This is a genomic window from Arthrobacter sp. 10T419 (assembly GCF_056394105.1).
Genome location: NZ_JBFTHF010000003.1, coordinates 220710 through 245406, shown reverse-complemented (window position 1 = coordinate 245406; position 24697 = coordinate 220710). Strand labels below are relative to the sequence as shown.

General features: G+C 68.2%; 25 protein-coding genes and 1 tRNA gene. 14 read left to right on the top strand and 12 right to left on the bottom strand.

What is annotated here, in order from left to right; translation table 11 throughout:
- Positions 1-81 precede the first annotated feature (81 nt).
- On the bottom strand, positions 82-1455 hold the full coding sequence (gene radA, locus AC1DBD_RS07435; protein ID WP_441418109.1) for a DNA repair protein RadA: 1374 nt from the start codon (positions 1453-1455) through the stop codon (positions 82-84).
- 62 nt (positions 1456-1517) lie between these two features.
- On the bottom strand, positions 1518-2645 hold the full coding sequence (locus AC1DBD_RS07430; RefSeq protein ID WP_441418108.1) for an FUSC family protein: 1128 nt from the start codon (positions 2643-2645) through the stop codon (positions 1518-1520).
- A gap of 260 nt (positions 2646-2905) precedes the next feature.
- Between AC1DBD_RS07430 and pstS the strand changes: the two genes are divergently transcribed.
- The 4 genes from pstS (at position 2906) to pstB (ending at position 7029) form a co-directional block, all read left to right on the top strand.
- The gene (pstS, locus tag AC1DBD_RS07425; protein ID WP_476892992.1) at positions 2906-4024 is read left to right on the top strand and encodes a phosphate ABC transporter substrate-binding protein PstS; all 1119 of its coding nucleotides are present in this window, start codon (positions 2906-2908) and stop codon (positions 4022-4024) included.
- A gap of 136 nt (positions 4025-4160) precedes the next feature.
- Complete coding sequence (gene pstC / locus AC1DBD_RS07420; RefSeq protein ID WP_441418106.1) at positions 4161-5093, top strand: phosphate ABC transporter permease subunit PstC; 933 nt, start codon at positions 4161-4163, stop codon at positions 5091-5093.
- Positions 5094-6203 (top strand): phosphate ABC transporter permease PstA, encoded by a 1110-nt coding sequence (gene pstA / locus AC1DBD_RS07415; protein WP_476908880.1) that lies wholly within the window; start codon positions 5094-5096, stop codon positions 6201-6203. It abuts the gene before it with no gap.
- A gap of 46 nt (positions 6204-6249) precedes the next feature.
- Positions 6250-7029 (top strand): phosphate ABC transporter ATP-binding protein PstB, encoded by a 780-nt coding sequence (pstB, locus tag AC1DBD_RS07410; RefSeq protein WP_441418104.1) that lies wholly within the window; start codon positions 6250-6252, stop codon positions 7027-7029.
- Positions 7030-7046: 17 nt separating this feature from the next.
- On the opposite strand, the gene AC1DBD_RS07405 is transcribed toward pstB, so the two are convergent.
- The 3 genes from AC1DBD_RS07405 to AC1DBD_RS07395 all read right to left on the bottom strand — a co-directional run bounded on the left by AC1DBD_RS07405 (position 7047) and on the right by AC1DBD_RS07395 (position 9725).
- On the bottom strand, positions 7047-8063 hold the full coding sequence (locus tag AC1DBD_RS07405) for an inorganic phosphate transporter (protein WP_441418103.1): 1017 nt from the start codon (positions 8061-8063) through the stop codon (positions 7047-7049).
- A gap of 1 nt (position 8064) precedes the next feature.
- Positions 8065-8682: a DUF47 domain-containing protein gene (locus AC1DBD_RS07400; RefSeq protein WP_476892990.1), complete on the bottom strand. Its 618-nt coding sequence runs from the start codon at positions 8680-8682 to the stop codon at positions 8065-8067.
- Between the two features lie 386 nt (positions 8683-9068).
- Positions 9069-9725, bottom strand: coding sequence for a hypothetical protein (locus tag AC1DBD_RS07395; RefSeq protein ID WP_441418101.1), 657 nt, complete (start codon positions 9723-9725; stop codon positions 9069-9071).
- Between the two features lie 203 nt (positions 9726-9928).
- Here AC1DBD_RS07395 and AC1DBD_RS07390 point away from each other — a divergent pair.
- The 4 genes from AC1DBD_RS07390 (at position 9929) to AC1DBD_RS07375 (ending at position 11981) form a co-directional block, all read left to right on the top strand.
- Positions 9929-10001, top strand: a tRNA-Lys gene (locus AC1DBD_RS07390).
- Between the two features lie 147 nt (positions 10002-10148).
- Complete coding sequence (locus AC1DBD_RS07385) at positions 10149-10652, top strand: MarR family winged helix-turn-helix transcriptional regulator (protein WP_476926024.1); 504 nt, start codon at positions 10149-10151, stop codon at positions 10650-10652.
- Positions 10653-10758: 106 nt separating this feature from the next.
- Positions 10759-11061 carry a hypothetical protein gene (locus AC1DBD_RS07380; protein ID WP_441418099.1) on the top strand — a complete coding sequence of 101 codons (303 nt, stop codon included), beginning with the start codon at positions 10759-10761 and terminating at the stop codon, positions 11059-11061.
- Positions 11058-11981 carry a serine/threonine-protein kinase gene (locus AC1DBD_RS07375; protein WP_476926023.1) on the top strand — a complete coding sequence of 308 codons (924 nt, stop codon included), beginning with the start codon at positions 11058-11060 and terminating at the stop codon, positions 11979-11981. The genes AC1DBD_RS07380 and AC1DBD_RS07375 overlap by 4 nt, the downstream gene beginning before the upstream one ends.
- A gap of 123 nt (positions 11982-12104) precedes the next feature.
- Here AC1DBD_RS07375 and AC1DBD_RS07370 read toward each other — a convergent pair whose 3' ends face one another.
- Positions 12105-15161: an alpha-amylase family glycosyl hydrolase gene (locus AC1DBD_RS07370; RefSeq protein WP_476981900.1), complete on the bottom strand. Its 3057-nt coding sequence runs from the start codon at positions 15159-15161 to the stop codon at positions 12105-12107.
- Positions 15162-15466: 305 nt separating this feature from the next.
- On the opposite strand from AC1DBD_RS07370, the gene AC1DBD_RS07365 reads away from it, so the two are divergent.
- The gene (locus tag AC1DBD_RS07365; RefSeq protein ID WP_476917266.1) at positions 15467-16297 is read left to right on the top strand and encodes a putative protein N(5)-glutamine methyltransferase; all 831 of its coding nucleotides are present in this window, start codon (positions 15467-15469) and stop codon (positions 16295-16297) included.
- Positions 16298-16307: 10 nt separating this feature from the next.
- Here AC1DBD_RS07365 and AC1DBD_RS07360 read toward each other — a convergent pair whose 3' ends face one another.
- The 5 genes from AC1DBD_RS07360 to AC1DBD_RS07340 all read right to left on the bottom strand — a co-directional run bounded on the left by AC1DBD_RS07360 (position 16308) and on the right by AC1DBD_RS07340 (position 19530).
- Positions 16308-16829 carry a hypothetical protein gene (locus AC1DBD_RS07360; protein ID WP_476917265.1) on the bottom strand — a complete coding sequence of 174 codons (522 nt, stop codon included), beginning with the start codon at positions 16827-16829 and terminating at the stop codon, positions 16308-16310.
- A gap of 121 nt (positions 16830-16950) precedes the next feature.
- Positions 16951-17214: a GlsB/YeaQ/YmgE family stress response membrane protein gene (locus AC1DBD_RS07355; RefSeq protein ID WP_175322464.1), complete on the bottom strand. Its 264-nt coding sequence runs from the start codon at positions 17212-17214 to the stop codon at positions 16951-16953.
- Between the two features lie 205 nt (positions 17215-17419).
- Positions 17420-18391, bottom strand: coding sequence for an aldo/keto reductase (locus tag AC1DBD_RS07350; protein ID WP_476917264.1), 972 nt, complete (start codon positions 18389-18391; stop codon positions 17420-17422).
- Between the two features lie 18 nt (positions 18392-18409).
- Positions 18410-18619 carry a dodecin gene (locus AC1DBD_RS07345; RefSeq protein ID WP_175322466.1) on the bottom strand — a complete coding sequence of 70 codons (210 nt, stop codon included), beginning with the start codon at positions 18617-18619 and terminating at the stop codon, positions 18410-18412.
- An 89-nt stretch (positions 18620-18708) separates the two neighbouring features.
- Positions 18709-19530, bottom strand: a complete 822-nt coding sequence (locus tag AC1DBD_RS07340; RefSeq protein WP_441418180.1) for an SGNH/GDSL hydrolase family protein — start codon at positions 19528-19530, stop codon at positions 18709-18711.
- A gap of 201 nt (positions 19531-19731) precedes the next feature.
- On the opposite strand from AC1DBD_RS07340, the gene AC1DBD_RS07335 reads away from it, so the two are divergent.
- The 5 genes from AC1DBD_RS07335 (at position 19732) to AC1DBD_RS07315 (ending at position 23496) form a co-directional block, all read left to right on the top strand.
- Positions 19732-19989 (top strand): metal-sensitive transcriptional regulator, encoded by a 258-nt coding sequence (locus tag AC1DBD_RS07335; protein WP_138767747.1) that lies wholly within the window; start codon positions 19732-19734, stop codon positions 19987-19989.
- A 120-nt stretch (positions 19990-20109) separates the two neighbouring features.
- A complete protein-coding gene (locus AC1DBD_RS07330) occupies positions 20110-21441 on the top strand; it encodes an acyltransferase family protein (protein ID WP_476981743.1) in 1332 nt (443 codons plus the stop codon).
- Positions 21438-21782, top strand: a complete 345-nt coding sequence (locus AC1DBD_RS07325) for a GNAT family N-acetyltransferase (RefSeq protein WP_441418093.1) — start codon at positions 21438-21440, stop codon at positions 21780-21782. Before AC1DBD_RS07330 ends, AC1DBD_RS07325 begins: the two co-directional genes overlap by 4 nt.
- An 83-nt stretch (positions 21783-21865) precedes the next feature.
- On the top strand, positions 21866-22675 hold the full coding sequence (locus tag AC1DBD_RS07320) for a hypothetical protein (protein ID WP_476917263.1): 810 nt from the start codon (positions 21866-21868) through the stop codon (positions 22673-22675).
- A gap of 32 nt (positions 22676-22707) precedes the next feature.
- On the top strand, positions 22708-23496 hold the full coding sequence (locus tag AC1DBD_RS07315) for an SDR family NAD(P)-dependent oxidoreductase (protein WP_476917262.1): 789 nt from the start codon (positions 22708-22710) through the stop codon (positions 23494-23496).
- An 11-nt stretch (positions 23497-23507) separates the two neighbouring features.
- On the opposite strand, the gene AC1DBD_RS07310 is transcribed toward AC1DBD_RS07315, so the two are convergent.
- Entirely contained in the window at positions 23508-24575 is a 1068-nt protein-coding gene (locus AC1DBD_RS07310; protein WP_476981742.1) for an FUSC family protein, read from the bottom strand.
- Between the last annotated feature and the right edge of the window lie 122 nt (positions 24576-24697).

Sequence of the window (24697 nt, the reverse complement as noted above, 5' to 3'; positions counted from 1 at the left end):
CCAACGGAAGTTACTGATCCCATGGTGCTCCCGCCGGGACAGTAGCGCTAGGGTCCTAAGTCGCCCTCCGACCAGGCGCCGTCAGCTGATGAGCAGGCTCAAGGCCTCGGCCAGGTGGCTGACTTCCCGGACCGAGAAGCCCGCCGGGACCGGGCCTGGCCCGTTGGGGCTGGCGGGTACCACGGCGTGCGTGAACCCCAGCCGGTGCGCTTCCTGGATGCGCTGGTTGATCCCAGGGACCGGACGGACCTCGCCGGCCAGGCCCACCTCGCCAAACGCGATCAGCCGCTGCGGAAGCGGCTTCTTGGCCTTCGCCGAGGCAACAGCCAGGGCCACGGCGAGATCCGTGGCGGGTTCGCTGAGCTTCACCCCGCCCACGGTCGCGACATAGGAGTCATCCTTGTGCAGCAGGCAGCCGGCGCGCTGCTGCAGCACGGCCAGGAGCATCGCCACCCGGGAGCTGTCCAGGCCGCTGGTGGCCCTGCGCGGCTGCGCGTTGGCGCTTTCGGCGAGCAGGGACTGGACCTCTGCCAGCAGCGGCCGGCGGCCCTCCAGCGTCACCGTGATGCACGTGCCGGACACCGGGTCCTTGGTACGGGAGACAAACAAGCCGCTGGGATCGGCCAGGCCGACGATGCCGTCCTCGTTCAGGTCGAAGCAGCCGACGTCGTCGGTGGGGCCGTAGCGGTTTTTCACCGCGCGCAGCAGCCGCAGCCGGGAGTGCCGCTCGCCCTCAAACTGGCAGACCACGTCCACCAGGTGCTCGAGCAGCCGGGGCCCGGCGATGGAGCCGTCCTTGGTCACGTGCCCCACCAGCAGGGTGGTCATGTTGCGGCGCTTGGCGGCGGCGATCAGCGAGGCCGCGACTTCGCGGACCTGGGAGACGCCCCCGGCGCTGCCTTCGACGTCGGCGCTGCTCAGCGTCTGGACCGAGTCCACAACCAGCAGCCTCGGCTCCAGTTTTTCCACCTGCCCCAGCGCCTGGCCGAGGTCCGTTTCGGCGGAGAGGTACAGCGATTCGGCGACGGCGTCGATCCGGTCCGCGCGCAGCTTCACCTGGGCGGCCGACTCCTCGCCGGTGACGTAGAGGACGTCCTGGGCGGTGCGGGCGAACTTGGCCGCGACGTCCAGCAGCAGCGTGGACTTGCCCACGCCGGGCTCGCCGGCCAGCAGGATCACGGCGCCGGGAACCAGTCCGCCGCCCAGCACGCGGTCCAGTTCGTCTACCCCGGTGGGGAGGAACGCCGCCGTCGTGGCATCCACGTCGGCGATGCGGCGGGCCGGCTCCAGGACGGTGGTCGCCGCCGTCGTCCGCGCCACGGCGGCGCCGGTCTCTTCAACGGTGCCCCAGGCCTGACACTCGCCGCACCGGCCCACCCACTTGGCCGTGGTCCAGCCGCACTCCGCGCACTTGTAGCCCGGCGCCTTGGCGGCGCGGGAAGTCTTTGTTGCCATTGCTCCACCCTAACCGGGGGCACTGACATCCAGGCCCGGGGACCGCTGGCCGGCAGCCGGGGCTAGAGGGCGGGCAGGATGTCCCGGGCCTCGTTCGGATCCATGCCGGCGGCTTCGAGCAGGTCCACCATGAGCGGGCGGAAGAGCATCACCACGGTTTCCCCCTCAAGCCGCTGCACGTCCAGCAGACGCGGGTGCAGCCGGCCCGCCGTTTCGCTCAGTTCCACCCGGGCCGTGCGCAGGTGGGCGCGGCGGACGCCGTCGTGCACCTCCGCCAGCCCCAGGCCGAGTTCGTCGATCGCCGCGGCAGTCTCCTGCAGGACCTCGGCAATGTTCTCGGTGGCCTCGTCCGAGAGCGCGGCGTGGTTGATCGCGCTGGTCAACCGGCGCGCAAACACGCGGCTGTTGCGCAGCGCGAGGTCGATGAAGTCCACCGACTGCGCCAGCCGGTCCAGCTCGTCCCGGTACCGGCGGTAGGCGGGGGCCAGGGTGGCCACCTCGCCGGAGGAGCGCAGCGTCTGGCGCATCGCATCGACCAGGGGCTGGCAGTTGCGCCCCCGGATCAGCGCATGCCAGGCCTGGGTGGAGTCACTGTGGGTCAGGGCCGAGGAGCACTCGCGCAGCACCTCCGCTAGTTCGTGGAGCAGTTTCTTCACGTCGTTGCGGGGTTCGCGCCGCGGATCCTTGGGGATCAGGAAAGTCACCAGGAGAGCGCAGACGCCGCCCACGACGGCGTCGATGCTCCGGGTGAACGGTCCTCCGGCGGGAGCCGGCAGCAGCACCACCAGCAGGGACTGCAGCCCCAGCTGGGTGGTGAAAATAGTTCCGCTGTCCAGGAAGCGCGCCAGTAGAATCGAGAAAAGGAGCACGACGGCGGCCTGCCAGATTCCCGCGCCCAGCCAGTGCAGCAACAGGTCGCCCACCACAATGCCGATGGTGCAGCCCAGGCCTACCTCCACGACGCGGCGAAGCCGCGGATCACGGGAGAAGCCCAGGGCGATCAGGGAGGAGGTGGCGGCGAACAACGGCCCGGTGTGGCCCAGGACGTACTCGGCGAAGGCGTAGGCCCCTACCGCGCAGGCCGTCATCTGGAGCGCAGGCACCAGCGAATTACGGCTCCGGACAAATCCGGTGCGGACCCGGCCGCGCAGGAATCGTGCGCTTGCGGTGAACCCAGTAGCGGAGGCCATGCCCACCAGTCTATTTGCTGTCCGCGGTGCCAAGGTTGCGGGACGCGGCCCCTACGGCTGTGACGCAGCTAACGCAAGACCGACCCGTCCGTCGTCGACCAATGGTCCGACGTCGTTAACCCTCCGTTCACTTTGGACCCCAATTCTCTTCACCTGGGGCACCTAACTTCGGTAAAGGTACAAAACGTATCCACCGTCTTTATTGCTCGGACGTCTCCGGTCCGACACGCATCTGAATAACCCTGGAAGGGGTACATCTAGTGAAGGCATCACGCTTCGGCCGCAACGCGGCCATTGCTGTTATCGCAGCCGGCGCACTCGCGCTCACCGCTTGCGGTTCGGACAACGCAACAAACACCACTGCGGGCACCCAGGCGGCCTCTGGCTCCAAGGTCACCGGCACGCTGACCGGCATCGGTTCCTCCGCGCAGGGTGCGGCCATGGACGTGTGGAAGACCAACTTCGCCTCCGCCAACCAGGGCGCGAACGTGCAGTACTCCCCGGACGGTTCCGGCGCAGGCCGCAAGGCCATCCTCGACGGCTCGGCCCAGTTCGCCGGCTCCGACGCCTACCTCAAGGACGAGGAAGTMGCCAAGGCCAAGGACCAGTGCGGCCCCGACGGCGCCATCGAGGTTCCCGTCTACATCTCGCCGATCGCCATCGCGTTCAACGTGCCTGGCGTGACGGACTTGAAGCTGGACGCAACCACTGCGGCCAAGATGTTCCGCGGCGAGATCGCCAAGTGGAACGACCCCGCCATCACCGCGCTGAACCCGGACGCCAAGCTGCCGGACCTCAAAGTCACCCCGGTCAACCGCTCTGACGACTCCGGCACCACCAAGAACTTCACCGAGTACCTCTCCGCAGCGGCTCCCGCCGTCTGGAAGGACAAGGCTGACGGTGTCTGGCCGGCTTCGCTGAAGGGCGAGAACGCCAAGGGCACCTCCGGCGTCGTCAAGACCGTCACCGACACCGCCGGTGCGGTCACCTACGCCGATGACTCGGCCGTCAGCGGCAAGCTGGGCACCGCCCAGATCAAGGTTGGCTCCGAGTTCGTCAAGATCTCCCCGGAAGCGGCCTCCAAGGCCGTTGACCTGGGCAAGCCTGTCGAGGGCCGCGGCGCCAACGACCTTGCCATCAAGCTGGACCGCACCACCACCGAAGCCGGCGCCTACCCGCTGGTCCTGGTCTCCTACCACGTTCTCTGCAGCACCTATGCCAAGCAGGAAACCGTTGACCTGGTCAAGGCCTTCGAGAAGTACGTACTTTCCGCAGAGGGCCAGAAGGCCGCTGCCGAGTCCGCCAAGTCGGCTCCGCTGTCCTCCGCCCTGTCCGAAAAGGGTGTCAAGGCGATCGAATCCATCAAGGTCAAGTCGTAAGGTTTGAATTGAACGGTCGAGTTCCCCGCCCCGCCGTATGGCAGGGCGGGGAACTTAGCCGCGTCACCCGCAGTTCCGCTACGGGCCGTTCCACGACGTTCCGTACATCCGCAACACCGACACCGAAGGGCCAGGTATGACCTCCACCTCCCTGACCAAACCCCAGGGCGCAGGCCGTGCCGGGGACAAAGTCTTCTCAGGGGCCACCCTGGCAGCGGGCTGCCTGATCCTCGCCGTCCTGTTTGGGGTTGCGCTCTTCCTCGTCATCCAGGCGATTCCCGCGTTCACCGCCCCGGCCGCCGATATCCAGGGCGGCGAGGGCTTCTTCGCCTACATCTGGCCGATCGTGATCGGGACCCTCATCGCGGCCGTCATCGCGCTGGTCATCGCCACCCCCGTGGCCATCGGCGTCGCACTCTTCATCTCGCACTACGCCCCGCGCCGGCTGGCGTCCGGCCTTGGCTACGTAGTGGACCTGCTGGCCGCCATCCCCTCGGTGGTCTACGGTGCATGGGGCGCCGCCTTCCTGGCGAAGGAAATCGCGCCCGCCTACGACTGGCTCGCGAAAAACCTGGGCTGGCTGCCGATCTTCCAGGGCCCGGCGTCCGCCACCGGCAAGACCATCCTGACGGCAGGCATCGTGCTCGCGGTGATGGTCCTGCCGATCATCACCTCGCTCTCACGCGAAATCTTCCTGCAGACCCCCAAGCTGCACGAGGAGGCCGCACTGGCCCTTGGCGCCACCCGCTGGGAAATGATCCGGATGGCCGTGCTGCCGTTCGGCCGCCCGGGCATCGTCAGTGCCGTGATGCTGGGCCTGGGCCGTGCCCTTGGCGAAACCATGGCCGTCGCGCTCGTGCTCTCCTCCGGCGCCCTCACGGCAAGCCTGATCCAGTCCGGCAACCAGACCATCGCCGCCGAGATCGCCCTGAACTTCCCCGAAGCCAGCGGCCTGAAGGTCAGCACGCTGATCGCCGCCGGCCTGGTGCTCTTCGTCATCACCCTCGGTGTGAACATGATTGCCCGGTGGATCATCACCCGGCACAAAGAATTCTCGGGAGCCAACTAAATGACCTCCACCCTGACCCCGGTGCGCAAACGCTCGGCCCTGACCAAGGGGCAGCTGCCCAAGGCCGCGCCGTACATCGTCCTGGCCCTCGCCCTCGTCATCGGTGCCGCCATCCTGGCCCTGGTCGGCTTCAACGCCTTCGGCTGGGGCATCGTCTCGGCGCTGCTCTTCACCGCCGGGCTCGTCGGCTGGAGCGCCGTAGTTGAGGGCTCGCGCAAGGCTAAGGACAAACTGGCCACCTGCCTCGTCGCCGGAGCCTTCCTTATTGCCCTGCTGCCGCTGATCTCGGTGATCTGGACCGTGCTGGTCAAGGGTCTGCCGGGACTGGTGGACCCCGGCTTCCTGACCACCTCGATGAACGGGGTCACCGGCGCCTACGACAACAAGGCCGTCGAACAGGGCGCCCCCGTGCTGGGCGGTATCTACCACGCCCTGGTCGGCACCGTGCAGATCACCCTGCTCGCCACCGTCATCTCGGTCCCGGTGGGCCTGCTGACCGCGATCTACCTCGTCGAATACGGCGAGGACCGGGCGCTGGCCCGTGCCATCACCTTCTTCGTTGACGTGATGACCGGCATCCCCTCAATCGTGGCCGGCCTGTTCGCCGCGGCGTTCTTCTTCGCCGTCGTCGGCCCGGGCACCAAGACCGGGGCCGTTGCCGCCGTCGCACTTTCGGTGCTGATGATCCCGGTGGTGGTCCGCTCCAGCGAGGAAATGCTCAAGATCGTGCCGAACGAACTCCGCGAAGCCGCCTACGCCCTCGGCGTCCGCAAGTGGCGGACCATCCTCAAGGTGGTCATCCCGACGGCGATTTCCGGCATCGCCTCCGGCGTCACCCTGGCCATTGCCCGCGTGATCGGCGAAACCGCCCCGATCCTGGTCACCGCCGGCTTCGCCACCTCCATCAACAACAACGTGTTTGGCGGCTGGATGGCCTCCCTGCCCACCTTCATCTACACGCAGATCCTCAACCCGACCTCGCCGTCCAACCCGGGTCCGTCCGACCAGCGCGCCTGGGGCGCGGCCCTGGTCCTCATCATCCTCGTGATGCTGCTCAACCTGGCCGCCCGCCTGGTGGCCCGCATCTTCGCCCCGAAGGCCGGCCGCTAAGGCCACCGCAGGCACCCGGCCCCACCACCACAAGTGAAGGAACAGCATGTCTAAGCGCATCGACGTCAAAGACCTGAACGTCTACTACGGCAAATTCCTGGCCGTCGAGGACGTCAACATCAACATCGACGCCAAGTCCGTCACCGCCTTCATCGGCCCCTCCGGCTGCGGCAAGTCCACCTTCCTGCGCACCCTGAACCGGATGCACGAAGTCATCCCCGGCGCCCGGGTGGAAGGCGAAGTGCTGCTCGACGGCGACAACCTCTACGGTCCCGGCGTGGACCCCGTGACGGTGCGCTCGCAGATCGGCATGGTCTTCCAGCGGCCCAATCCGTTCCCCACCATGTCCATCCGGGACAACGTGCTGGCCGGCGTGAAGCTGAACAACCAAAAGATCTCCAAGGGCGAGGCGGACTCGCTCGTGGAGCGCTCCCTGCGCGGCGCCAACCTCTGGAACGAGGTCAAGGACCGCCTGGCCAAGCCCGGTTCGGGGCTCTCCGGCGGCCAGCAGCAGCGCCTCTGCATCGCCCGCGCCATCGCCGTGGAGCCCCAGGTGATCCTGATGGACGAGCCCTGCTCCGCGCTGGACCCGATCTCCACGCTCGCCATTGAGGACCTCATCAACGAGCTCAAGGACGAATACACGGTGGTGATCGTGACCCACAATATGCAGCAGGCCGCCCGCGTCTCGGACAAGACGGCGTTCTTCAACATCGCCGGCACCGGCAAGCCCGGCAAGCTGATCGAGTACGGGGACACCCACACCATCTTCAGCAACCCCTCCGTGAAGGCCACCGAGGACTACGTCTCTGGCCGCTTCGGATAAGAGCAGCCGACGGGTCCCTAGAGCCCCGCGAGGGGCGACAGGGCGAGTTCCAGCACAAAGGCCGCCGCGGCGGTGACCAGCGGCGTCAGTGCCCAGAAGGCGAGGATCCGCAGCACCAGCCGGCGGTTGGTCGCTGTGTATCTCTGGTTGGTGCCCGCCCCCAGCACCGCGGAGGTCACGGTGTGGGTGGTGGAAATCGGCCAGTGCAGGCCGATCGCGCCCACCAGCAGGATGGCGCTGCTGTAGAGCTGAGCGACGAAGCCGCGCAGGGGGTCGACCCGGATCATCCGGTAGCCGATCGTGTAGGAGATCCGCCACCCGCCTGCGAGTGTGCCTGCCGTCAGCATGGCCGCGGTCAGGAGCGCCACCCAGACGGGGGTGGTGCCGCCGTCGGGGAGCCCCGCGGCCAGCATCGCCAGGATCAGCACGGCGCTGGTGCGCTGGCCGTCCTGCAGGCCGTGGCCGAAAGCGACGGCGCCCGCGGCGATGGCCTGGGCGCGCCTGGACCTGGTATTCACGACGCTCGGCGGTGTGTAGCGGGCTGCCCACGTGGCCGGCCAGACCAGCAGATAGGCGCCCGCGAAAGCGATGACCGGGGAGAGCAGCAGGGGCAGCACTACTTGGAAAAGCAAGGACTGGTCCACGCCCAGGACCGAATGTCCGCCTACCGCAACGCTGGCGACGCCGGCCCCGGCCAGGCCCCCCACGAGCGCGTGTGTCGAGGAGGCCGGGATGCCGCGCCACCACGTGAAGAGGCCCCAGAGCACGGCGCTCAGCAGGCCGGCGATGAGGATGGTCAGGCCGTTGCCGCCGGGCGGAAGAACCACCCAGGTCCGGCTGACCTCCAGCGCCAGGGCTGCGCTCAGCCCGGCGCCGATGAAGTTGAACAGCCCGGCCAGGAGCACCGCGACGGTGGGGGTCAGGGCACGCGTCCGGACGGCGAGGGCAACCGAGGAGGACGCGTCGCGGAAGCCGTTGAGAAAGGCGAACGCCCCGGCGAAGAGCACCACCAGGGCAAAGAAAACGACGGACACCTCAGGATTCCTTGACGATGATGCTGCCCACCTGGGTGGCGATCCGCCGCATGTCCTTGGTGACTTCCACGAGCTGATCCGCGATGTCGCGGTTGCGCGCGTACTGCGCCGACTTCATGTCCTTGATCATGTCCGCCACCCAGACCCTGTGGGTGCGCTCAGCCCGCTTGGTGAGACGGAGGACCTCGATCCAGTAGTCCTCCAGGTCATCGAGGTTGTTCAGCTGGCGCATGGCGTCAACGGTGAGTTCGGCCTGCCGGCTGATGATTTCCAGCTGGTCGGCCGCGCGTTTGGGCAGCCGCTCCAGCTTGTACAGGAAGACGAGGTCCGCGGCGGCGTCAAGCTTCTCCATTGCCTCGTTGAGGTAACGGGAGAGCGCATACATGTCCTCGCGGGGGAGCGGATTCAGGAAGCTGGTCCGCATGTGGGTCAGGAGGGCAAAATGCAGTTCCGCCGACTTCGCCTCGTGGTCGTGCATGTCCTCCACCAGCCGCGCATGTTCGCTGGCGGGCGCGCCAAGGATCTCCGAGAGGGTTCCCGTGGCCACGGCTATCTGGTGGGCCATCTGGGACAGCAGGTTCAGCCCTGCGGGCTCCTGGGGGAAAAGGCGCAGCTTCACGTGGGGTTACCGGTCTCCGGACGAGGCTTACACGGGCGTTGTCTGCCGGCCCTGGAACGTGACGATGGCCCGCGCATGGGGTTTACTTTACCGCTCGGACTTCGGCCGGCGGGAACGGCCGGCCGGGGCAGGCGCCGGGCCGGCCGGAACGGGCCACTGGCAACGGGCATGAAAATGGTGCCGAACCGGATACGCCTCTCGGCGGTAGGCCGCTCTAGGCGGCTAATTGTTGAAGCCCGGGGGTTTCGCGGCTCGGCACCGCCTTTAGTTTTCTACTTCGGGGGGACCAAGTCAACATTGACAGCAGGGCCCCGGCGTGCGTATTGACAGTGCCGCACGGCGGGGTTAGACGGCCGATTTCCGGCGCCCACCAGCCGCCGGAGCGCTCAGTCCAGCTCGCCCAGCCGCCAGGCGTTGGCGGCATGTTCGAGGTCCTCGGCGGTCTTGACCAGGAGGTGTGAGTTCCGCGTCAGCTTGCTCGCATGATTGGCGTTGCTGTGCTCCGCGCCGTCGGCAAGTGTGGCCTGGCCCAGCGCCACCACCCGGCAGAATGCCGCCGAGCGCTCCAGTGCGACGTCGAACTCCCCGTCGAAGGCGCCGGAGAGGATGGCGTCCGCCATCGACTTCATTTCCTCGGCGCCCGGAGGCTCGGCTGCGCCGGCCACCACGTGGGACACCTGGGCGGTGTCCTTGCCCGCTCTGAAGTAGACCGAAATCCGTTCCGGATCCCGGATCGTGGCGGCCCGCAGCGCGTAGAGCCGCCAGAGCGCGCCAGGGAGGGACCGCGCCGGGCTCTCCGCCCACATTTCGGCTATGGCATCGAGGCCCTGTTCATCAGCGAGTTTGACCAGCCGCCGCGTGACCTTGGGGTCGTCGCTGTCCCGTCCGCGGCGGACGAGCGCCTGGGCTGCGAGGTGGGCCGCCTCGGAAACCCGCGCCGGGTCCGCACCCCCGGCGAAAGGCTCAAAGTCGATCGGCGCAAAGGGCTTCGGCTTGTGGTGACGGTGCGGTCCGGGGCTGCTGGCTCCTGCTTGCTCGCTCATGCCACCACGCTACTCCTGTGCATTCCGGGAATCGAGCATGCCCCCGTGTGCGGGGACAACGCCCGGGAAGCGGACGACGGCGGCGCGTCGGGCCCGGTGACAAAGCTCGCCTGCGTCTGGGGTACAGTATTAACGTCCAGAAATGGACTGGGCCGACGCGCCTTTCAACAGCGGATTTTTCCGCCGGTTGGGGCTGTCGGCTGGGGCCTTTAGCTCAGTTGGTAGAGCATCGGACTTTTAATCCGTGGGTCGTGGGTTCGATCCCCACAGGGCCCACTCTTTTAGCGAAGAGTGGAAAAACCCCCGGCATCCTGGCGACAGGACGCCGGGGGTTTTTTGCGTCCGGGGACTGACGCGCCCGCCTGCGCCGTCCCCGTGCAGTAAGCAAGCCTGCCTAGTAGTTAGATCGGCTAGGATTATCGGATGAACTCGGACAGGGCAGCAGGCTCAGGGTACTGGTATGGGCCGGATGAGCGGCTTGACCCGCCCACCGCGGTGTTGCAGGCCCTCCGCGGCTACCGCGCCGCCGAGGTTGCCACCAGGCGCTCGACGCGGGACTCGATGGGCATGGGGGAAACCGACCTGCTGGCCCTTCGCTATCTGCTGCGCGCCCAGGCCGCCGGGGAGCGGGTGGGCCCCAAGGACCTGAGCCGGACGCTGGGCATCACGACGGCGTCCACCACCTCCCTGATCGACCGGCTCGTCGGCAGCGGCCACGTGCGGCGCGAGCCCCATCCCACGGACCGCCGCTCCCTGGTGATCGTGCCGACCGCCGCGACGGATTCGGAAGTCCGCGAGACGCTGGGGGAGATGCACCGCAGGATGCTGGCGGTGGCCGAAGAGCTCAGCGCGGAGGAGAGCCGCATCATCGTGTCCTTCCTGCGCCGGATGGCCGATGCCCTCACCGAACAGGTCGAGCGCCACTAAGCCGACAGGAACATCCGCGAAGATTATCTAGACAGCAACTAGCTAGTTGGACTAGTGATATGTATGCTTACTACTTGTGTTAGATAATCGTTTTCGTGGAGGAGTCGTGGCTGAGTTGTTGACGATCACCGGGATCCCGGGAGCCGGTGCGGCCCCTCTGGGTGCGCCGGACTCCCCGGCAGAGCCGGGCGCCGCGGCCCCCGTCCTGCCTTTGACCACCGCGAGCAAGGCACCGAGCCATTGCGGAGCTCCGATGGAGTGGACTGCCCCGGCGCTGGACGCCATGTCCGCTTACTCGTTCGACGCCGGCATCGGCTCCGCGGAGCTGCCGCCGGTGTGGCGTTGCTCCTGCGGTTTCCAGCTTGATGGCATCGTCCACACTTCCAACGCGCTGGCCGCGCTTTCGTGACCGCCCTTCCAGTGCTCGCGGTGGCACACAGCCGCCCCGCGTCCGGAGCGGCAGCAGCGTCCGCCGCCGGCCTCAATGTCAGGGTCCTGCCGCTGCCGGACGCTCCCGGCGGACGCTTCCTGGTCCACGAGCTCCTGGGACGCGGGGCGACTGCCACGGTGTTCCGCGGAACAGACCTGCTCAACGACCGTCCCGTCGCCATCAAGGTGGCCGAGGGTCCCGCCGAGAAGCACGCCAACCGGATCCACGCAGAAGCGCGCGTACTCGCCTCCCTGGATCACCCCGCCGTGGTCCGCTTCATTGCCGCCGGCACGGTCCCGCCCGGTGACCAGTGGGCGGGCCGGCCCTTCCTGGTCGAAGAATTCGCCTACGGGGGCAGCCTTGCCGAGCGGATCCGCGGCGGCGCCACCGGGCCGGAGGAAGTGGCCGGCTGGGCCGCCGCCGCTTTGTCCGGGCTGGGGCACGTCCACGCGCGCGGCCTGGTCCACCGGGACATCAAGCCCGCAAACATCCTGCTTAGTGCGCTCCGGAGGTGCTCGGTACGAATCGCCGACTTCGGGATCGCCACGCCGGCCGGGACAGCCCCTGAACCGGGGGATTCGTCGGGCACCGTGCATTACATGAGCCCGGAGCAGGCGGCCGGTCAGCCCGTCAACGCTGCCACGGATGTCTATGCGCTGGGACTGGTGCTGCTGGAGTGCCTTACCGGCGTGAAGGCCTACCCCGGGACGCCGGTCGAGTCGCTCGTGGCCCGCACCCTGCGGGGACCGGAAATTCCGGCCCAGCTCGGTGCCGGCTGGGTGTCGCTGCTGACGGCCATGACGGCGATGGACCCCGCAGCGCGGCCCTCGGCGGCGGCGGCCCACAAGCTGGCAACGCGGCTGGCCCGGGCACTCCCGCCGCTCCGTCTGGTCGGCTGAGGCGCGGACCGAGTGGCCGGCTGACCGACTCGAGGTTCGACTCCCGGTACGTCAAAAGGCCGGCCTGCACGCTCAGTGCAGGCCGGCCTTCGGCGTTCTTCCTGTGTCCGTCGGACCCCGGTGCTAGCCGGCGGTGATCAGGTGGGTGAAGTGGTCATATCGGAAGGTGACCGGGCCGCCGTCGTGCACCAGGCTGAGGTTTCCACCGCCCGGGACTCCGCCTGCGCCGTAGTTCTCGGCCCAGGAACGGTTGAGCGCGGCCTTGAACGAGTAGGTGCCGGCCGGCAGCTCCGGGAACGTCAGCTTCCAGACGAGGTCCGCCGGATCCAGCGAGAGCTGGGCCTGCGGGCAGTCCGGCATCCAGTCGCCCGGGCAGCCCAGCTCCGAATCGAGGTCCCCGGCAGCCGCCACCGTGGCCGGCTGCTGCGAGGCGTAGACCGGGCTCATCACATGGGTGCTGTTGTCGTAGCGGAAGGTCACCGCGCCACCCGGGTGGTTCAGCACGATGTTGCTGCCGTTGGGGCCGCCCCCCGCGCCGTAGTTCTCGTCCCAGGAGCCGTTAATGGCGGCCTTGAATTCGTAGCTGCCGGCGGGCAGGTCGGGAACGGTCAGGCGCCAGACCTTGTCCGCCGGATCCAGCTTGAGAAAGGCTGCCGGGCAGGCCGGCTGCCAGTCCCCGGGGCAGCCCATTTCCGAGTTGAGGCTGCCCGCAATGGTGACCGAATTAGGCTGGGGGAGGTCCCCCGCGACCACCGTGCGGACGTCGCTGACCACTTCGCCGGCGCCCGGCACCGTCAAGAGCGCGCGATAACGCAGCTGGGTCCCGTCCGGCAGTGACAGGGCCGCCAGGTCATCCATGGCGGTGTAGTCGGGGGAGGAGCTGTCCTCGCCAAACTTCGTCCAGGCCCCGCCGCCGATGCTGCGTTCGAACCGGACCACGTAGTCGGCCTTCTCCGGGCTGGCGACGGCACTGACCTCGACCTTGCCGCGGACGCTGCTGCCTTCCTTGGGGTTCACGATGCTGAGCACCGGGGACGGGACGGTGACGCTGCGGGGCTGGCTCACCGAGGTGTGCGCCCCGTTGTCCAGCACCACGGCGCGGTACTCCACGGCGGTGCCGGCTTTCAGGGCGGAGACGTCATGGAAGACCTGGTAGGGCGCCGTGTCGTCAGTACCGATTGGGGCCCATGCGCTGCCCGCCGTGCGGGCCTGGAAGGTGACCTCGTAGAAAGAGGTGCCGTCGACGTCGGCCGCGACGCGTACGCGGCTGTTGTCCGCGGCAGAGGCTGCCGGCGCCTGCAGGCTTACGGCCGGCGCTGCCTTGGAGTGCGGGATGCGGCCGGCGGACTCGTAGACGACGGCGGAGAGCGGCGGAACCGTGACCGTCAGCTTCCCGTCCGCCGCGGTCTTGGCCTCGGCGCTTGCCTCCCCGTAGATCCGGTTGAAGGTGCGCTTGCCCACGTAGGTGGGGACCGCTGCGGTCTGGACCTGCTTGCTGTTGTTGATGGAGACAACGTACTCGCGCTGGTCCTTGGCGTCGGTCCGGGAGAAGGCGTAGATGCCGGGCCCGTCGGACGCGTACCGGTTCTGGTGCGCGCCGTTGCGCAGCGCCGGGTGTTCGGTGGTCAGGGCCGCGAGTTCGCTGATGTCGCGGTACAGCGGGTGGGCGGTGTTGAAGTTGTCGCCCGCATGCGTGGCGTCGGTGCCGAGCAGGTCATCGTCGAGGTAGTCCGGGACCTTGCTGGCAAACATCGTCTGGCGGGCATCCTGGTCCCCGCCGGGGCCGGTGAAGCCCTGTTCATCACCGTAGTAGACCACCGGGTTGCCGCGGGAGAAGTACATCAGCTCGTGGGCGAGCCGGTCCCGCGCGACGCGTTCGGCGTCGTCCGCGCCTGGGTTGTCCGCGGTGATGAAGCTGCCGATCCTGCCCATGTCGTGGTTGCCCAGGAACGTGGGGAGCTCGTAGACGTTGGAGTCGGCGTCGGTGTACCAGTCATCACCGGCGAAGAAGGTCTCCAGCTCCTTGGCGCCCTGGCCGCGCGAGGCGAAGTTCCGGGCCGCCTCCTGGAACGGAAAGTCGAGCACGGCCTGCATCTTGTTACGGGTGGTGAACTGGGAGGTGAAGCTCTTGGAGGTGTCGAAGACCTCGCCGAACATGAAGAATTCGTCCTTGCCGTGCGCCTTGGCGTAGGCGAGGACGCGGGGGCCGAACTGCTGCCAGAACTCGTCGTTGACATGCTTCATGGTGTCGATCCGGAAGCCGTCCACGCCGAAGTCGCCGATCCACTTCTCGTAGATGTTGACCATGCCGTTGACCACCTTCGGGTGCTCGGTGAACAGGTCGTCGAGGCCAAAGAAGTCGCCGTAGGAGGAGTTTTCGCCCTCGAAGGTGGTGTCGCCGCGGTTGTGGTAGAGCGTGGTGTCGTTGAGCCAGGCCGGGACCTTGAGGTTCTCTTCGCCGGCCGCGAGTTTCGGCGTGTACGGGAACGAGGTGGCCGCATCCAGCTTCGGGAAGGTGCCCGTGCCGGCGTAGTCACGGTCGTCGAACGGTTCGCCCGCGGCGGTCAGGTAGGGGGCGGCGTCCTTGGACTTGTACGCCGTGCGGTCGCCCTGCTCGTAGCCGATCACGTCGGCGGTGTGGTTGGTGATGATGTCGAAGTAGACCTTCATGCCGCGGGCGTGCGCCTCGTCGATGAGGGTCTTCAGCTCGGCGTTGGTGCCCAGGTGCGGGTCGATCTGGGTGAAGTCGGTGACCCAGTAGCCGTGGTAGCCGGCCGACTGGTCCTCCGGCTGGACGGCCTTGTTCTTGAAGCTCGGAGTCAGCCAGATCGAGGTGGTGCCGAGGCCCTGGATGTAGTCGATCTTGTCCCGCAGGCCCTTGAGGTCGCCGCCGTTGTAGAAGCCCTTCTTGGTCGGGTCGAAGCCGGAGACCATTGGGTTGGGACCCAGGCCGCCGTCGTCGTTGGCGGCGCTGCCGTTGTTGAAGCGGTCCGCCATCACAAAGTAGAACCGCTCGTCGGTGACCGGCCCGCGGAGCGAATGCGCAGCCGACGGGGCGCCCGGGCCCCGGGGGTCGGGGGCGGCCTGGGCGGGGACGACGGCGACGGCGGCGGCGGCCAGCGCCGCCACGAGGGCGACGCCGGCGCGGGCGGTGTGGTGGCGCCCTGCGCCGCGCCTCAAACGGGGCGGCCTGGGCAGGCTGGAGCTGCGGGTGAACACGATGGAGACCTTCCGGGTGAGCGACGTTGCCTCGACGAAGGGACGGATGCGGAGACCGGCTACTGAGAGCCAAGTCACAATTGTAAGCGCTTGCACATGGATTTTCCAGCAAATATTCAGCCAGGGGTCCCCTGGCCGGTGCGATTCGGTTCGCGGGATATTCCGCGGGCAAGGCGTAGGGCCGCGGTGCCGCTTTGGATAGCATGGGCCTTTCAGGGCGGCTGCGGACACGGCTGCCGGAGGGCGCGGCGGAAGGGCGTGATGCCATGCGGACCATGCCCCCGCGGGCGGCGGAGGTGATCAGCCGGCTCCGTAGCGCCGGCTGCGTCTTCGCCGAAGAAGAGGCCGCCCTGCTGGTGGCCGCGGCGGCCACGGACGAAGAACTGGAGACGCTGGTCCGGCAGCGGGTCGCGGGGGTGCCGCTGGAGCAAGTGCTGGGCTGGGCGGAGTTTTGCGGCCTCCGCATCGCCCTGGACCCGCAAGTCTTTGTGCCCCGCCGCCGCACCGAGTATCTCGTCCGGCGGGGAACAAAGGTCCTGCAGGCGCGCCGGGCGGCCGGGGCAGTGGGGATTCCAGTCGTCGTCGACCTCTGTTGCGGCTCCGGTGCCGTAGCTGCCGCGCTGGCGGCTGCGGCGGGGCCGCTGGAGCTGCATGCTGCCGACATCGATCCTGCGGCGGCGGCCTGCGCGCGGCGTAACGTGCTCCCGCTGGGCGGAGAGGTCCACGAGGGCGATCTGTACGGGGCGTTGCCGGACCGGCTGCGCGGCCGGGTGGATCTTCTGGCGGTGAACGCGCCTTACGTTCCCTCCGGAATGATCGGGACCATGCCGCCCGAAGCGCGCCTGCACGAGCCGCGGACTTCGCTCGACGGCGGCCCGGACGGATTGGAACTGCAGCGGCTTGTGGCCGCCGCGGCGCCGGAGTGGCTGGCGCCGGGCGGCCACCTACTGATTGAGACGAGCCGGCAGCAGGCGCCTCAGACGGTCCGAATCTTCGCCGGGAGCGGGCTCTCCGGCCGGGTCTTCAGCTCCCGGAAGCGGGACGCCACCGTCGTACTGGGCGCGGTTGCTGCCAGACGCTCAAAGCAGGGCCGTTAGCGGGGACCCGTTAGTGCTTGTCCGGGTCGACATTGGTTGCCGGTCCGGCCGGCGTAGCGCCGCCTTCATCCGACCAGTCCTGCCCGGTCTCATCGTTCAAAGCCGGATCCGAAGCGACGTCGGAGGCCGTGTCCACGGCGGCGTGGGCGCCGCCGGAGGTCCCCAGGTTGGCCGTGCCGGGGTGGGTGCTGTGTGCGGGGATCGCGCCACCGGCCTGCGTGCCCGCTGCGGCCGGGGTCGCCGCGGACGACGTCCCCGAGGGTGCGGGGCTCCCGGCTGGGGTCTCGTCCCGGTGGACGGCGGAGCTGATGACCGTGCCCGCGCGGCGGGCGGCCTCGGTGAGCTGGCTGGAAACCTCGGGGGCCTTTTCCTTGACCGCTTCCGTCGCGGCCGCCACCTTGTCCTGGACCGGCTTGCTCTGCCAGAGGCCCGCTGCCCGCGCTTTCAGCTTTTCGTAGGCTGCCCGCCCGGAACGGGATCCAAGGACGTAACCTGCCGCGAGGCCGGTGCCGAAAAGAAGTTTGGCTTTCATGCTGTACTCCTGCTCTGTGTTCTATGGAAGGGTGCTCTTGAAGTCGTGTTGAAATGTCGACGGGTACCAAAAAACCGGCCCCAGGAAATAATCCCGGGACCGGTTTTCCGGTCACACCGTTTTAGCGGTGCGAGCGCTTGGTGATCATGCCGTAGACCAGCAGTACGATGATCGCACCGCCGATCGCCAGCAGCCACGTGGTCAGCGAGAAGAATTCCTGCAGTCCCGTGCCGAAGATAGCGCTACCGATGAGGCCGCCCAGGAGGGCGCCCACAACACCGAGGATCAGCGTGATGACCCAGCCGCCGCCCTGACGTCCCGGCAGGATAGCCTTAGCAATTGCTCCGGCAATAAGACCCAGAATAAGAAATGCGAAAAAACCCATTTTATCGGCCCTTCTCTTTCATTGAGGAGACACCCGGGTTGCCGGGTGCGCTTCATCCTTCTGCCTAAATACTAATCATGCTTACTATCAAAACGCCACTCGACACCCGGAAAAGTTTGGGAAACCCTTGTATTCACAGGGAATTTCGGGAGTGTCGGGCGGTCAAAAACGCCCGTCCCAAGCGCGCCGCCGGCCGCCGCAGTCCTCACCACGCGTAGTCCTCCGGGGCGGTCCGGTGGCCGGGGAAGATCGCGTCGAGGCGCCCCAGGGCCTCGACGTCGAGCTGCACCAAAAGGGAGCGCAGGGCGGCGCCGAGCTGCTCCCGGGTGCGCGGGCCGACGACCGGCGCCGTGACAGCCGGCTGGTGCAGCAGCCAGGCCAGCGCCAGTTCCCCCGGCTCGTGCCCGAGTTCGTCCGCGAGGTCCTCGTACCGGCGGATCTGGTTCCGGTGCTTCTTCAGGGCCTCAAGCGAGCGGCCTTCACACCGGCGGACACCCTCGTGCTCCTGCTTGAGAACTCCGCCGAGCAGGCCTCCATGCAGTGGAGACCACGGCAGGATCCCCAGGCCATAGTGCTGGGCGGCCGGAATTACCTCGAGTTCGGCGTTGCGGGTCAGCAGGTTGTAGATGGACTGCTCGCTGACCAGGCCGTTCGAATGCCGGCGGGAGGCCGCTTCCTGCGCCCGGGCCAGGTGCCAGCCCGCGAAGTTGCTGCTGCCCGAGTAGAGGATCTTTCCCTGCTGCACGGCGACGTCAACTGCTTGCCAGATTTCGTCCCACGGCGTGTTCCGGTCCACGTGGTGAAACTGGTACAGGTCGATGTAATCCGTCCGGAGGCGCCGGAGGCTTGCGTCGAGGGCGTGGCGGATATGCAGCGCGGAGAGCCGGGACTCGTTAGGCCGGTCAGCCATTGTGCCGTAGACCTTAGTGGCGAGCACCGTCCGTTCCCGGCGCTCGCCGCCTTTGGCGAACCAGCGGCCTAAAATCTCCTCGGTCCAGCCGCGGTGCGTGGAGCCGCCGTAGACGTTGGCCGTGTCAAAGAAATTGATCCCGGCGTCCATCGCGGAATCCATGATCGCGTGGGCGTCCGATTCCTCGGTCTGCGGCCCGAAGTTCATGGTGCCCAGGCAGAGGCGGGAGACTTTCAGGCCGGAACGGCCCAGCTGGGTGTACTCCATGCGCCGCCCTCCCGGACGTCAGCGCTCCAGGCGGAACCCGAGCTTGATGGTCACCTGCCAGTCGGCAACCTGGCCGTTTTCGAGGTGTCCGCGGATTTCCTTGACTTCGAACCAGTCCAGATTCCGCAGGGTTTTTGCAGCCTCGGAGATGCCGTTGCGCACGGCGGCGTCCACGCCTTCATTCGAGGTCCCGACAATTTCAGAAATGCTGTAGGTGTGATTAGACAACTTCGCTCCTCGGGATCGTCATCGGTCTGCTGTCCCCGGCCGTTGGCCGGAGGCCGTCCCTGCAGATTAGCCGACACAGCCCGGCCGTACTAGGGGTGCGCCGCGTTGGTCGGCGATCCGAAGACCGGACCCGGTTCGGGCCGCTTGGGGGCGGGAGGGGCGCTTCCGTCGCGCGGCCGGACGCGCCGCATCATCCAGGGCAGCAGGTAATGCGTGGCCCAGGCCAGGTCGCCGGCCCGGGTCTCCCGCCAGTTGCCGGCGGGCAGCGGCTTGGGCTGCAGCGGCTGCAGGCTGTGCGTGACCTGCAGGGTGTCCAGCACCATGCCGGCGATCGTGTGGTGTCCGAGCGGGGAAAAATGCAGCCGGTCCGGATCCCACATCCTGGGGTCGCTCAGTTGCCGCAAGGCCCACAAGTCCGCGATGACGCCGTGATGGCGGGCGGCGATGGTCCGGATGTTCTCGTTGAAGACGGCCACCTTGCCGCGGATGTGGCCGAAGACCGGGGTGTCGCCCCAGTCCGGCCCGGTGAAGAGCACGACGGTTGCCCCCGCGGCGGAGAGGGCCGCGACCGCTGCATCGAGGCTTACCGCGAGCCGGTCGGGATCGCGCCGGTGGAAGACCAGGTCATTGCCACCCGCGGACAGCGTGACGAGGTCCGGTTTCAGGGCGATCGCCGGGCCGAGCTGCTGGTCCACGATCTGCTGCAGCACAAGGCCGCTGACGGCCAGGTTGGCGTAGGAAAAATCCCCGCGTGCGGCACTGAATTCCTCCGCGATCCGGTCCGCCCAGCCCCTCATTCCGCCGGGGCTGAGGGGCTCGGGATCGCCCAGGCCGGCTGTGAACGAATCTCCCAGGGCGACGTAGCGTTTCCAGGGGCCCGGACCGGCGCCGGTGGCGCCTTTGCGGGCCATTACCGGATCACCGAAGCTGGCCGCGTTCACACCCCCAGAAATACGCCCGTGAGCCCCCGTCCGGTAGGTACTTACGTCCCTACCGGAGAGGATTTCGCCGCGGTTTAGGCTCGGCCAGGGGACGCTTATACCACTAGGGGTATGTGAAATACCAAGGGGGGTATATCATGGAATGTAATCCGTCTACTCCGGGAGGCACCCATGGAACTCGATCCCACCGACATGAAGTCCGTTATTAACCGCCTGCGCCGCGCCCAGGGCCAGCTCGCGGCGGTCACTCGCATGATCGAAGAGGGGCGGGACTGCAAGAGCGTCGTCACGCAGCTTGCCGCCGTCTCCAGTGCCCTGGACAAGGCCGGATTCTCCATCATTGCCACCGGTCTGCAGCAGTGCATGCAGCAGGAGGACCCGAGCCTGGACCGTGCCGAACTGGAGAAGCTTTTCCTCTCGCTCGCCTGAGCGCATCCATCACCGGAGGCCAGGACCAGCTGATGGTCCTGGCCTCTTGCGTTCCCTCCGGCTGGGCCGACAATGGAGGAAAAGCGGCCGGTTGCCCGTGCCGCGACGGTAAGGAGCGCCATGCAGCAGCCCGCAGGCGGCCCGGCACCAGCCGTGCCGGAGCGAGACCTGGTCATCGACCTGGCCCGGTTCTTCTGCCTCGCGCTGGTGGTTATTGCCCACACGATGATGGTCAGCCCGGTCCTGCATCCGGACGGCACCGTGAGCTCCGACAACACCCTGGGGAACCAGCACTGGTTCGAACCCGTGGTCTGGGTGCTCCAGGTGATGCCCCTGTTCTTCGTCGCCGGCGGCGTCACCGGACTGTATTCCTGGCGTCGCCTGCGGTCCCAGGGCGGCAGCGCCTTCGAATTCGTCCAGGGCAGGCTCCTGCGGCTGATCCGCCCGGCCGCCGTGCTGCTGTCGGTCATGTTCACCGGCCTGTGGGCCGCACGGCTCAGCGGCGTGGACCCGCAGGTGATCCAACTGCTGGCCGCCGGCGCGGGCATGCCGCTGTGGTTCCTGGCCGCCTACCTCGCGGCGCAGCTGAATCTGCCCTGGCTGGCCGCACTCCATGCCCGCGCACCGTGGCTGACCCTCGCCGCCCTCCTCTGCCTGGTGGTGGCCGTGGACTGCCTCCGCGGCGCGCTGCCTCAACTGGCCTACGCCAACATGGTCTTCCTCTGGTGCGCTGTGCAGCAGCTTGGCTTCATCCTGGCCGACGGGAAACTGCAGGGCCTGACGCCTTCGGGGCTGCTCGGCATCGTGGCGGCGAGCAACCTGACGCTCGGCGCCCTGGTGGTGCTCCGGCTGTACTCCGGGAACATGCTGGTCAACCTCAACCCGCCCAACCTGACCCTGTTCCTGCTTGCCGTCTCCCAGGCCGCCGGGCTGCAGCTTGTCCGGCCTCTCCTCGCCCGGCTGGCCGGCCTCGGGCCGGTCCGCGGGGTCCTGGCCCGGGTGGGACGGCGGTCCATGACCGTCTACCTGTGGCACCTGCCGCTGCTGGCAGCGATGTCCGGGCTGCTGCTGCTCACCGATTTTCCGCAGCCGACCGGGGGGACCGCGGCGTGGTGGTGGACCCGGCCGCTGGTGCTGTTAGGCGTCGTCGCCCTGCTGCTGCCCGTGCTGGCGCTGTTTGGGCGGCTGGAGGAGCAGCCGACGGCGCCGGGCAGCTCCCGCGCGCGGCCTGCGGCTGCCGTGGTGACGGCCGCCGTCGTCGTATTCATCCCGGTGGCCGACGCGGCACTGAACGGGCTCACGGTAGGGCTGCTCGGCGGCGGTGCGGCCTGCTTCGCGCTCGCCGTGCTGCTGCTGGGCCGCGTTCCGACCCGTAACGCCGAAGCCAGTGATTCCGGTGGATCCGGACGGCCATTGCCACACCCGCCATTACGTGCCAATCTCGAACCATGACGGAGAACTCGGCAGAAACTGAAGACACGTTCAGCCCGGACGTCTCCACCACCCGCAATGATGACCTGCACCGCTATGAGCTGCATGTTGGCGGCAAGCTCGCGGTCCAGGTGCGCTACATCGACAGGCCGGGCCATGTGGACTTCATCCACACCGAGACAGCCGAGCAATTCAAGGGCCAGGGGCTCGCCGGGGTGCTCGCGCACTTCGCCCTGGACGACGTGGTGGCTTCCGGGAAGCGGATCATCCCGCACTGCCCCTACATCTACCGCTACCTGCGCAAGCATGACGCCTACAACCAGTGCATTGACTGGCCGGATCAGGCGCCAGCCGGGGCGTAACCGCTTGTGAGCGGGGCGACAATTTCGTATGGTTTAGCTTGAGTTATGCAGTTGGCTCAAGGACGTGTCATTTGGAGAACCCCGTGAACCACAAACTGCGTGTGCTTGTCCGTGTTGATGTCGATCCCGGACACGTGACTCTGGAAGTCACCGGTTGCCTGACCCAGGCAAACTACCCCGCCCTGCTGCACATCATGCGGCGAGCCAGCCGACTGGCCTCCGGCTCGGACGTCAGCATCGATCTGCACGGCGCCTCCCACCTCGACCCGGAGATCCTGCTCTACCTCCGGCAACTCGCCGCAAACCGGGCCCCCGCGGCGCCCCAGGAGCCCGTGGCTGCCGCCGTCGGCCTTGCGGCAGGCGGTAGCGAGGGCTTCCGGCTTCTCCTGCAGGAACCGGCCGAGCTGCCCATTTGCCTGGTTCACGTCGGTTCCGACGGCGAGGTCCTGGCCGGGCTGGACGGCGAGATCACCGGGGCCGTCACCGGCCAGCTCCTTGGCGAGGTCGCCGACCTCGACGTCGAGGGACCCACGCCGGACGATGCGGGCACCGCCGCTGCGCCCGGCCCTGACCTCATCGACGGCCTTGAGCTCTCCGATTACTTCGAGGGGACACTGGATCCGGCCGCCACCGTGCAGGCGCTCTCCGACGCGGCCCTGGGTCAGCTGGCCGACGCCCTGTACCGCCACCTGGACACCCCCAGCCCCTCCTTCGGCGCCCACACCTGGTACGAGCTCGCCGCCGAAGAGCTGCAACAGCGCTACCGCGCCATGGACGAGGCTGAGCTGGACGGGGTTGCGCTGGACGTTGCTGGGCCGGTAGGCGCCGCCTTGGATAGCGCTCCGGACGGCCCGGCCGAAGGCGAACTCGCCCCGGGGCCGGCCCTGGCCTGAGGCCCAGAACGCGGCGGCGCTAGGCTGTGGCTATGAACACAACCGCTCACGGCCCATCGGCCCCGGCCCTCACCGCCCTGATCACCGGTGCAACAGCCGGCCTCGGGGCCGAGTTCGCCCGCCAGCTGGCCCAGCAGGGACACAACGTGGTCCTGGTGGCACGCGATGAGGCGCGGCTCCTGGCCCGAGCGGCGGAGCTGGAAAACAATTACGGCGTCCGGGCGGAGGTGCTGGCGGCTGACCTGGCGGACGACGGCGGAGTGGCCGCCGTCGTCGAACGCCTGAGCGATCCGGCGCGCCCGGTCGAGATCCTGGTCAACAACGCGGGGATCGGCCTGCTTCACTCCTTCGCGGACAATGACATTGCGGACGAAAAACGGCACCTCAAGCTGCACGTCGAAACGGCGATGGAACTGACGCACGCCGCGCTGCAGGGCATGCTGCAACGCCGTTCGGGCCGGGTGATCAACGTGGCGAGCGTGGCGGCCTTCCTGCCGCGGGAAACCTATTCCGCCGCGAAGGCATGGCTGCTCAGCTTCAGCCGCTGGGCCAACCTCGCCTATGCCGGGCGCGGGGTAAAGGTGACAGCCGTCTGCCCAGGCTTCACGCACACTGAATTCCACGACCGGATGGGCATGGACAAAGCGGTGACCCCGGGCTGGATGTGGCTGCAGGCCGAACAGGTTGTCCGCGAAGGCCTTGCCGACAACGAAAAGGGCAAGGCCGTCTCGATCCCGAGCAAACGCTACAAGCTCCTCACGGCAGCGGCGCGCGTGCTGCCCGCGCGGCTCGTCGCGGGGCCGCCGCGGCGCGCGAAGTAGAGGCAGCCGGGCTAGGCGTTCGGCGTCGCGGCCAGCGGCCGCCGGCGCCGGATCAGAACCACGACGGCGATGCCGGTGCACGCGCCGATCAGGGTCTCCACCGCCCGTTCGGCCACGAGGAACCGGGGATCGGCGGGGAACGCCAGTTGTGTCATCAGCAGGATGACGGGCGTGAATGACACCATCGCGAGCCCGTAGTGCCGTGCCATGAAGAGCTCGGTGGTGAATTGCAGGACGATCACCAGCACCGCCAGGAGGGCGGTCTCGTGGCCGGGGAAGAGCCGCAGCGGCGAGCCCGCCCACGGAAACAGCACCACGGCCACCACGACCAGGCCCAGCAGGGTGCCGACGATCCGGTGCAGCCCGCGGTAGACGCTGCTGGGCAGGTCCGCGCCCGCCAGGGGTACCGCCGCGGCGGCCATCGCCCAGTGCGGGTGCGCGCTGCCGCTGAGCACCCCGACGCTGCCGGCGGCTGCTACCGCGGCCAGGTACCGGGCCGCGTGGATCCAGGCGGCCCGACGGCGGATCCCGCGCAGCGGCGGCACAACGCGGGCGGCGCCGCGCTCCCAGGCCCGGCCGCGGACCCAGCCGCCGAATCCGACCGCCATGGAGAAGGCGGCGGACGCCGCACCGATCAGCAGGGCGAGTTGCCACGGCACCGCGGTGGGAATGGAGGCGCAGGCACCCAACGCCAGGATGCCAAAGAACGGGCCGTTGGGCGTGAGCCCGACCTTGTCCGCGAAGAGTGATCCGGCGGCCGCGAGGGTCGCTTCCACGGCCACGAGAGTCCACGAATGGAGGTGGTTCACCGAGAGCGCCACGCCGACTCCCAGGCCGCCAACGAGGACGAAGGCCGCCTGAAGCTGGTGCTTGAGCCTGAGCTGGTGGGGTTCGGAGCGGCCGTACATCCCGGTGAGGGCGCCGAACACGGCGTAGATGATGAGGTCCGGGCGCCCGGCGGCGAGCAGCACCAGCGAAGGGACCGCCACACCGACGGCGACGCGCAGCGCGGAGACGCTGTCTCGGTTCGCCGGGCCAAGCCGGTGCAAAACACGGACATGCCGCAACAGGGACTGCACGCGGACCTCCTGGGGTTGCGGGTGGGTGGGGGCTGGGGACGCGCCAGAGGCCTGCCCCGCGCGCTTCCCCCAATGGAAAAGCGTGCGGGACAGGCCTCTACGGGCGGGGCGCTGGGCTACGC

Coding starts and splice junctions, on each gene's coding strand:
- radA (WP_441418109.1), bottom strand. CDS start 1,455: ATGGCAACAAAGACTTCCCGCGCCGCCAAGGCGCCGGGCTACAAGTGC.
- AC1DBD_RS07430 (WP_441418108.1), bottom strand. CDS start 2,645: ATGGCCTCCGCTACTGGGTTCACCGCAAGCGCACGATTCCTGCGCGGC.
- pstC (WP_441418106.1), top strand. CDS start 4,161: ATGACCTCCACCTCCCTGACCAAACCCCAGGGCGCAGGCCGTGCCGGG.
- pstA (WP_476908880.1), top strand. CDS start 5,094: ATGACCTCCACCCTGACCCCGGTGCGCAAACGCTCGGCCCTGACCAAG.
- pstB (WP_441418104.1), top strand. CDS start 6,250: ATGTCTAAGCGCATCGACGTCAAAGACCTGAACGTCTACTACGGCAAA.
- AC1DBD_RS07395 (WP_441418101.1), bottom strand. CDS start 9,725: ATGAGCGAGCAAGCAGGAGCCAGCAGCCCCGGACCGCACCGTCACCAC.
- AC1DBD_RS07385 (WP_476926024.1), top strand. CDS start 10,149: ATGAACTCGGACAGGGCAGCAGGCTCAGGGTACTGGTATGGGCCGGAT.
- AC1DBD_RS07365 (WP_476917266.1), top strand. CDS start 15,467: ATGCGGACCATGCCCCCGCGGGCGGCGGAGGTGATCAGCCGGCTCCGT.
- AC1DBD_RS07360 (WP_476917265.1), bottom strand. CDS start 16,829: ATGAAAGCCAAACTTCTTTTCGGCACCGGCCTCGCGGCAGGTTACGTC.
- AC1DBD_RS07355 (WP_175322464.1), bottom strand. CDS start 17,214: ATGGGTTTTTTCGCATTTCTTATTCTGGGTCTTATTGCCGGAGCAATT.
- AC1DBD_RS07350 (WP_476917264.1), bottom strand. CDS start 18,391: ATGGAGTACACCCAGCTGGGCCGTTCCGGCCTGAAAGTCTCCCGCCTC.
- AC1DBD_RS07340 (WP_441418180.1), bottom strand. CDS start 19,530: ATGGCCCGCAAAGGCGCCACCGGCGCCGGTCCGGGCCCCTGGAAACGC.
- AC1DBD_RS07335 (WP_138767747.1), top strand. CDS start 19,732: ATGGAACTCGATCCCACCGACATGAAGTCCGTTATTAACCGCCTGCGC.
- AC1DBD_RS07330 (WP_476981743.1), top strand. CDS start 20,110: ATGCAGCAGCCCGCAGGCGGCCCGGCACCAGCCGTGCCGGAGCGAGAC.
- AC1DBD_RS07325 (WP_441418093.1), top strand. CDS start 21,438: ATGACGGAGAACTCGGCAGAAACTGAAGACACGTTCAGCCCGGACGTC.
- AC1DBD_RS07315 (WP_476917262.1), top strand. CDS start 22,708: ATGAACACAACCGCTCACGGCCCATCGGCCCCGGCCCTCACCGCCCTG.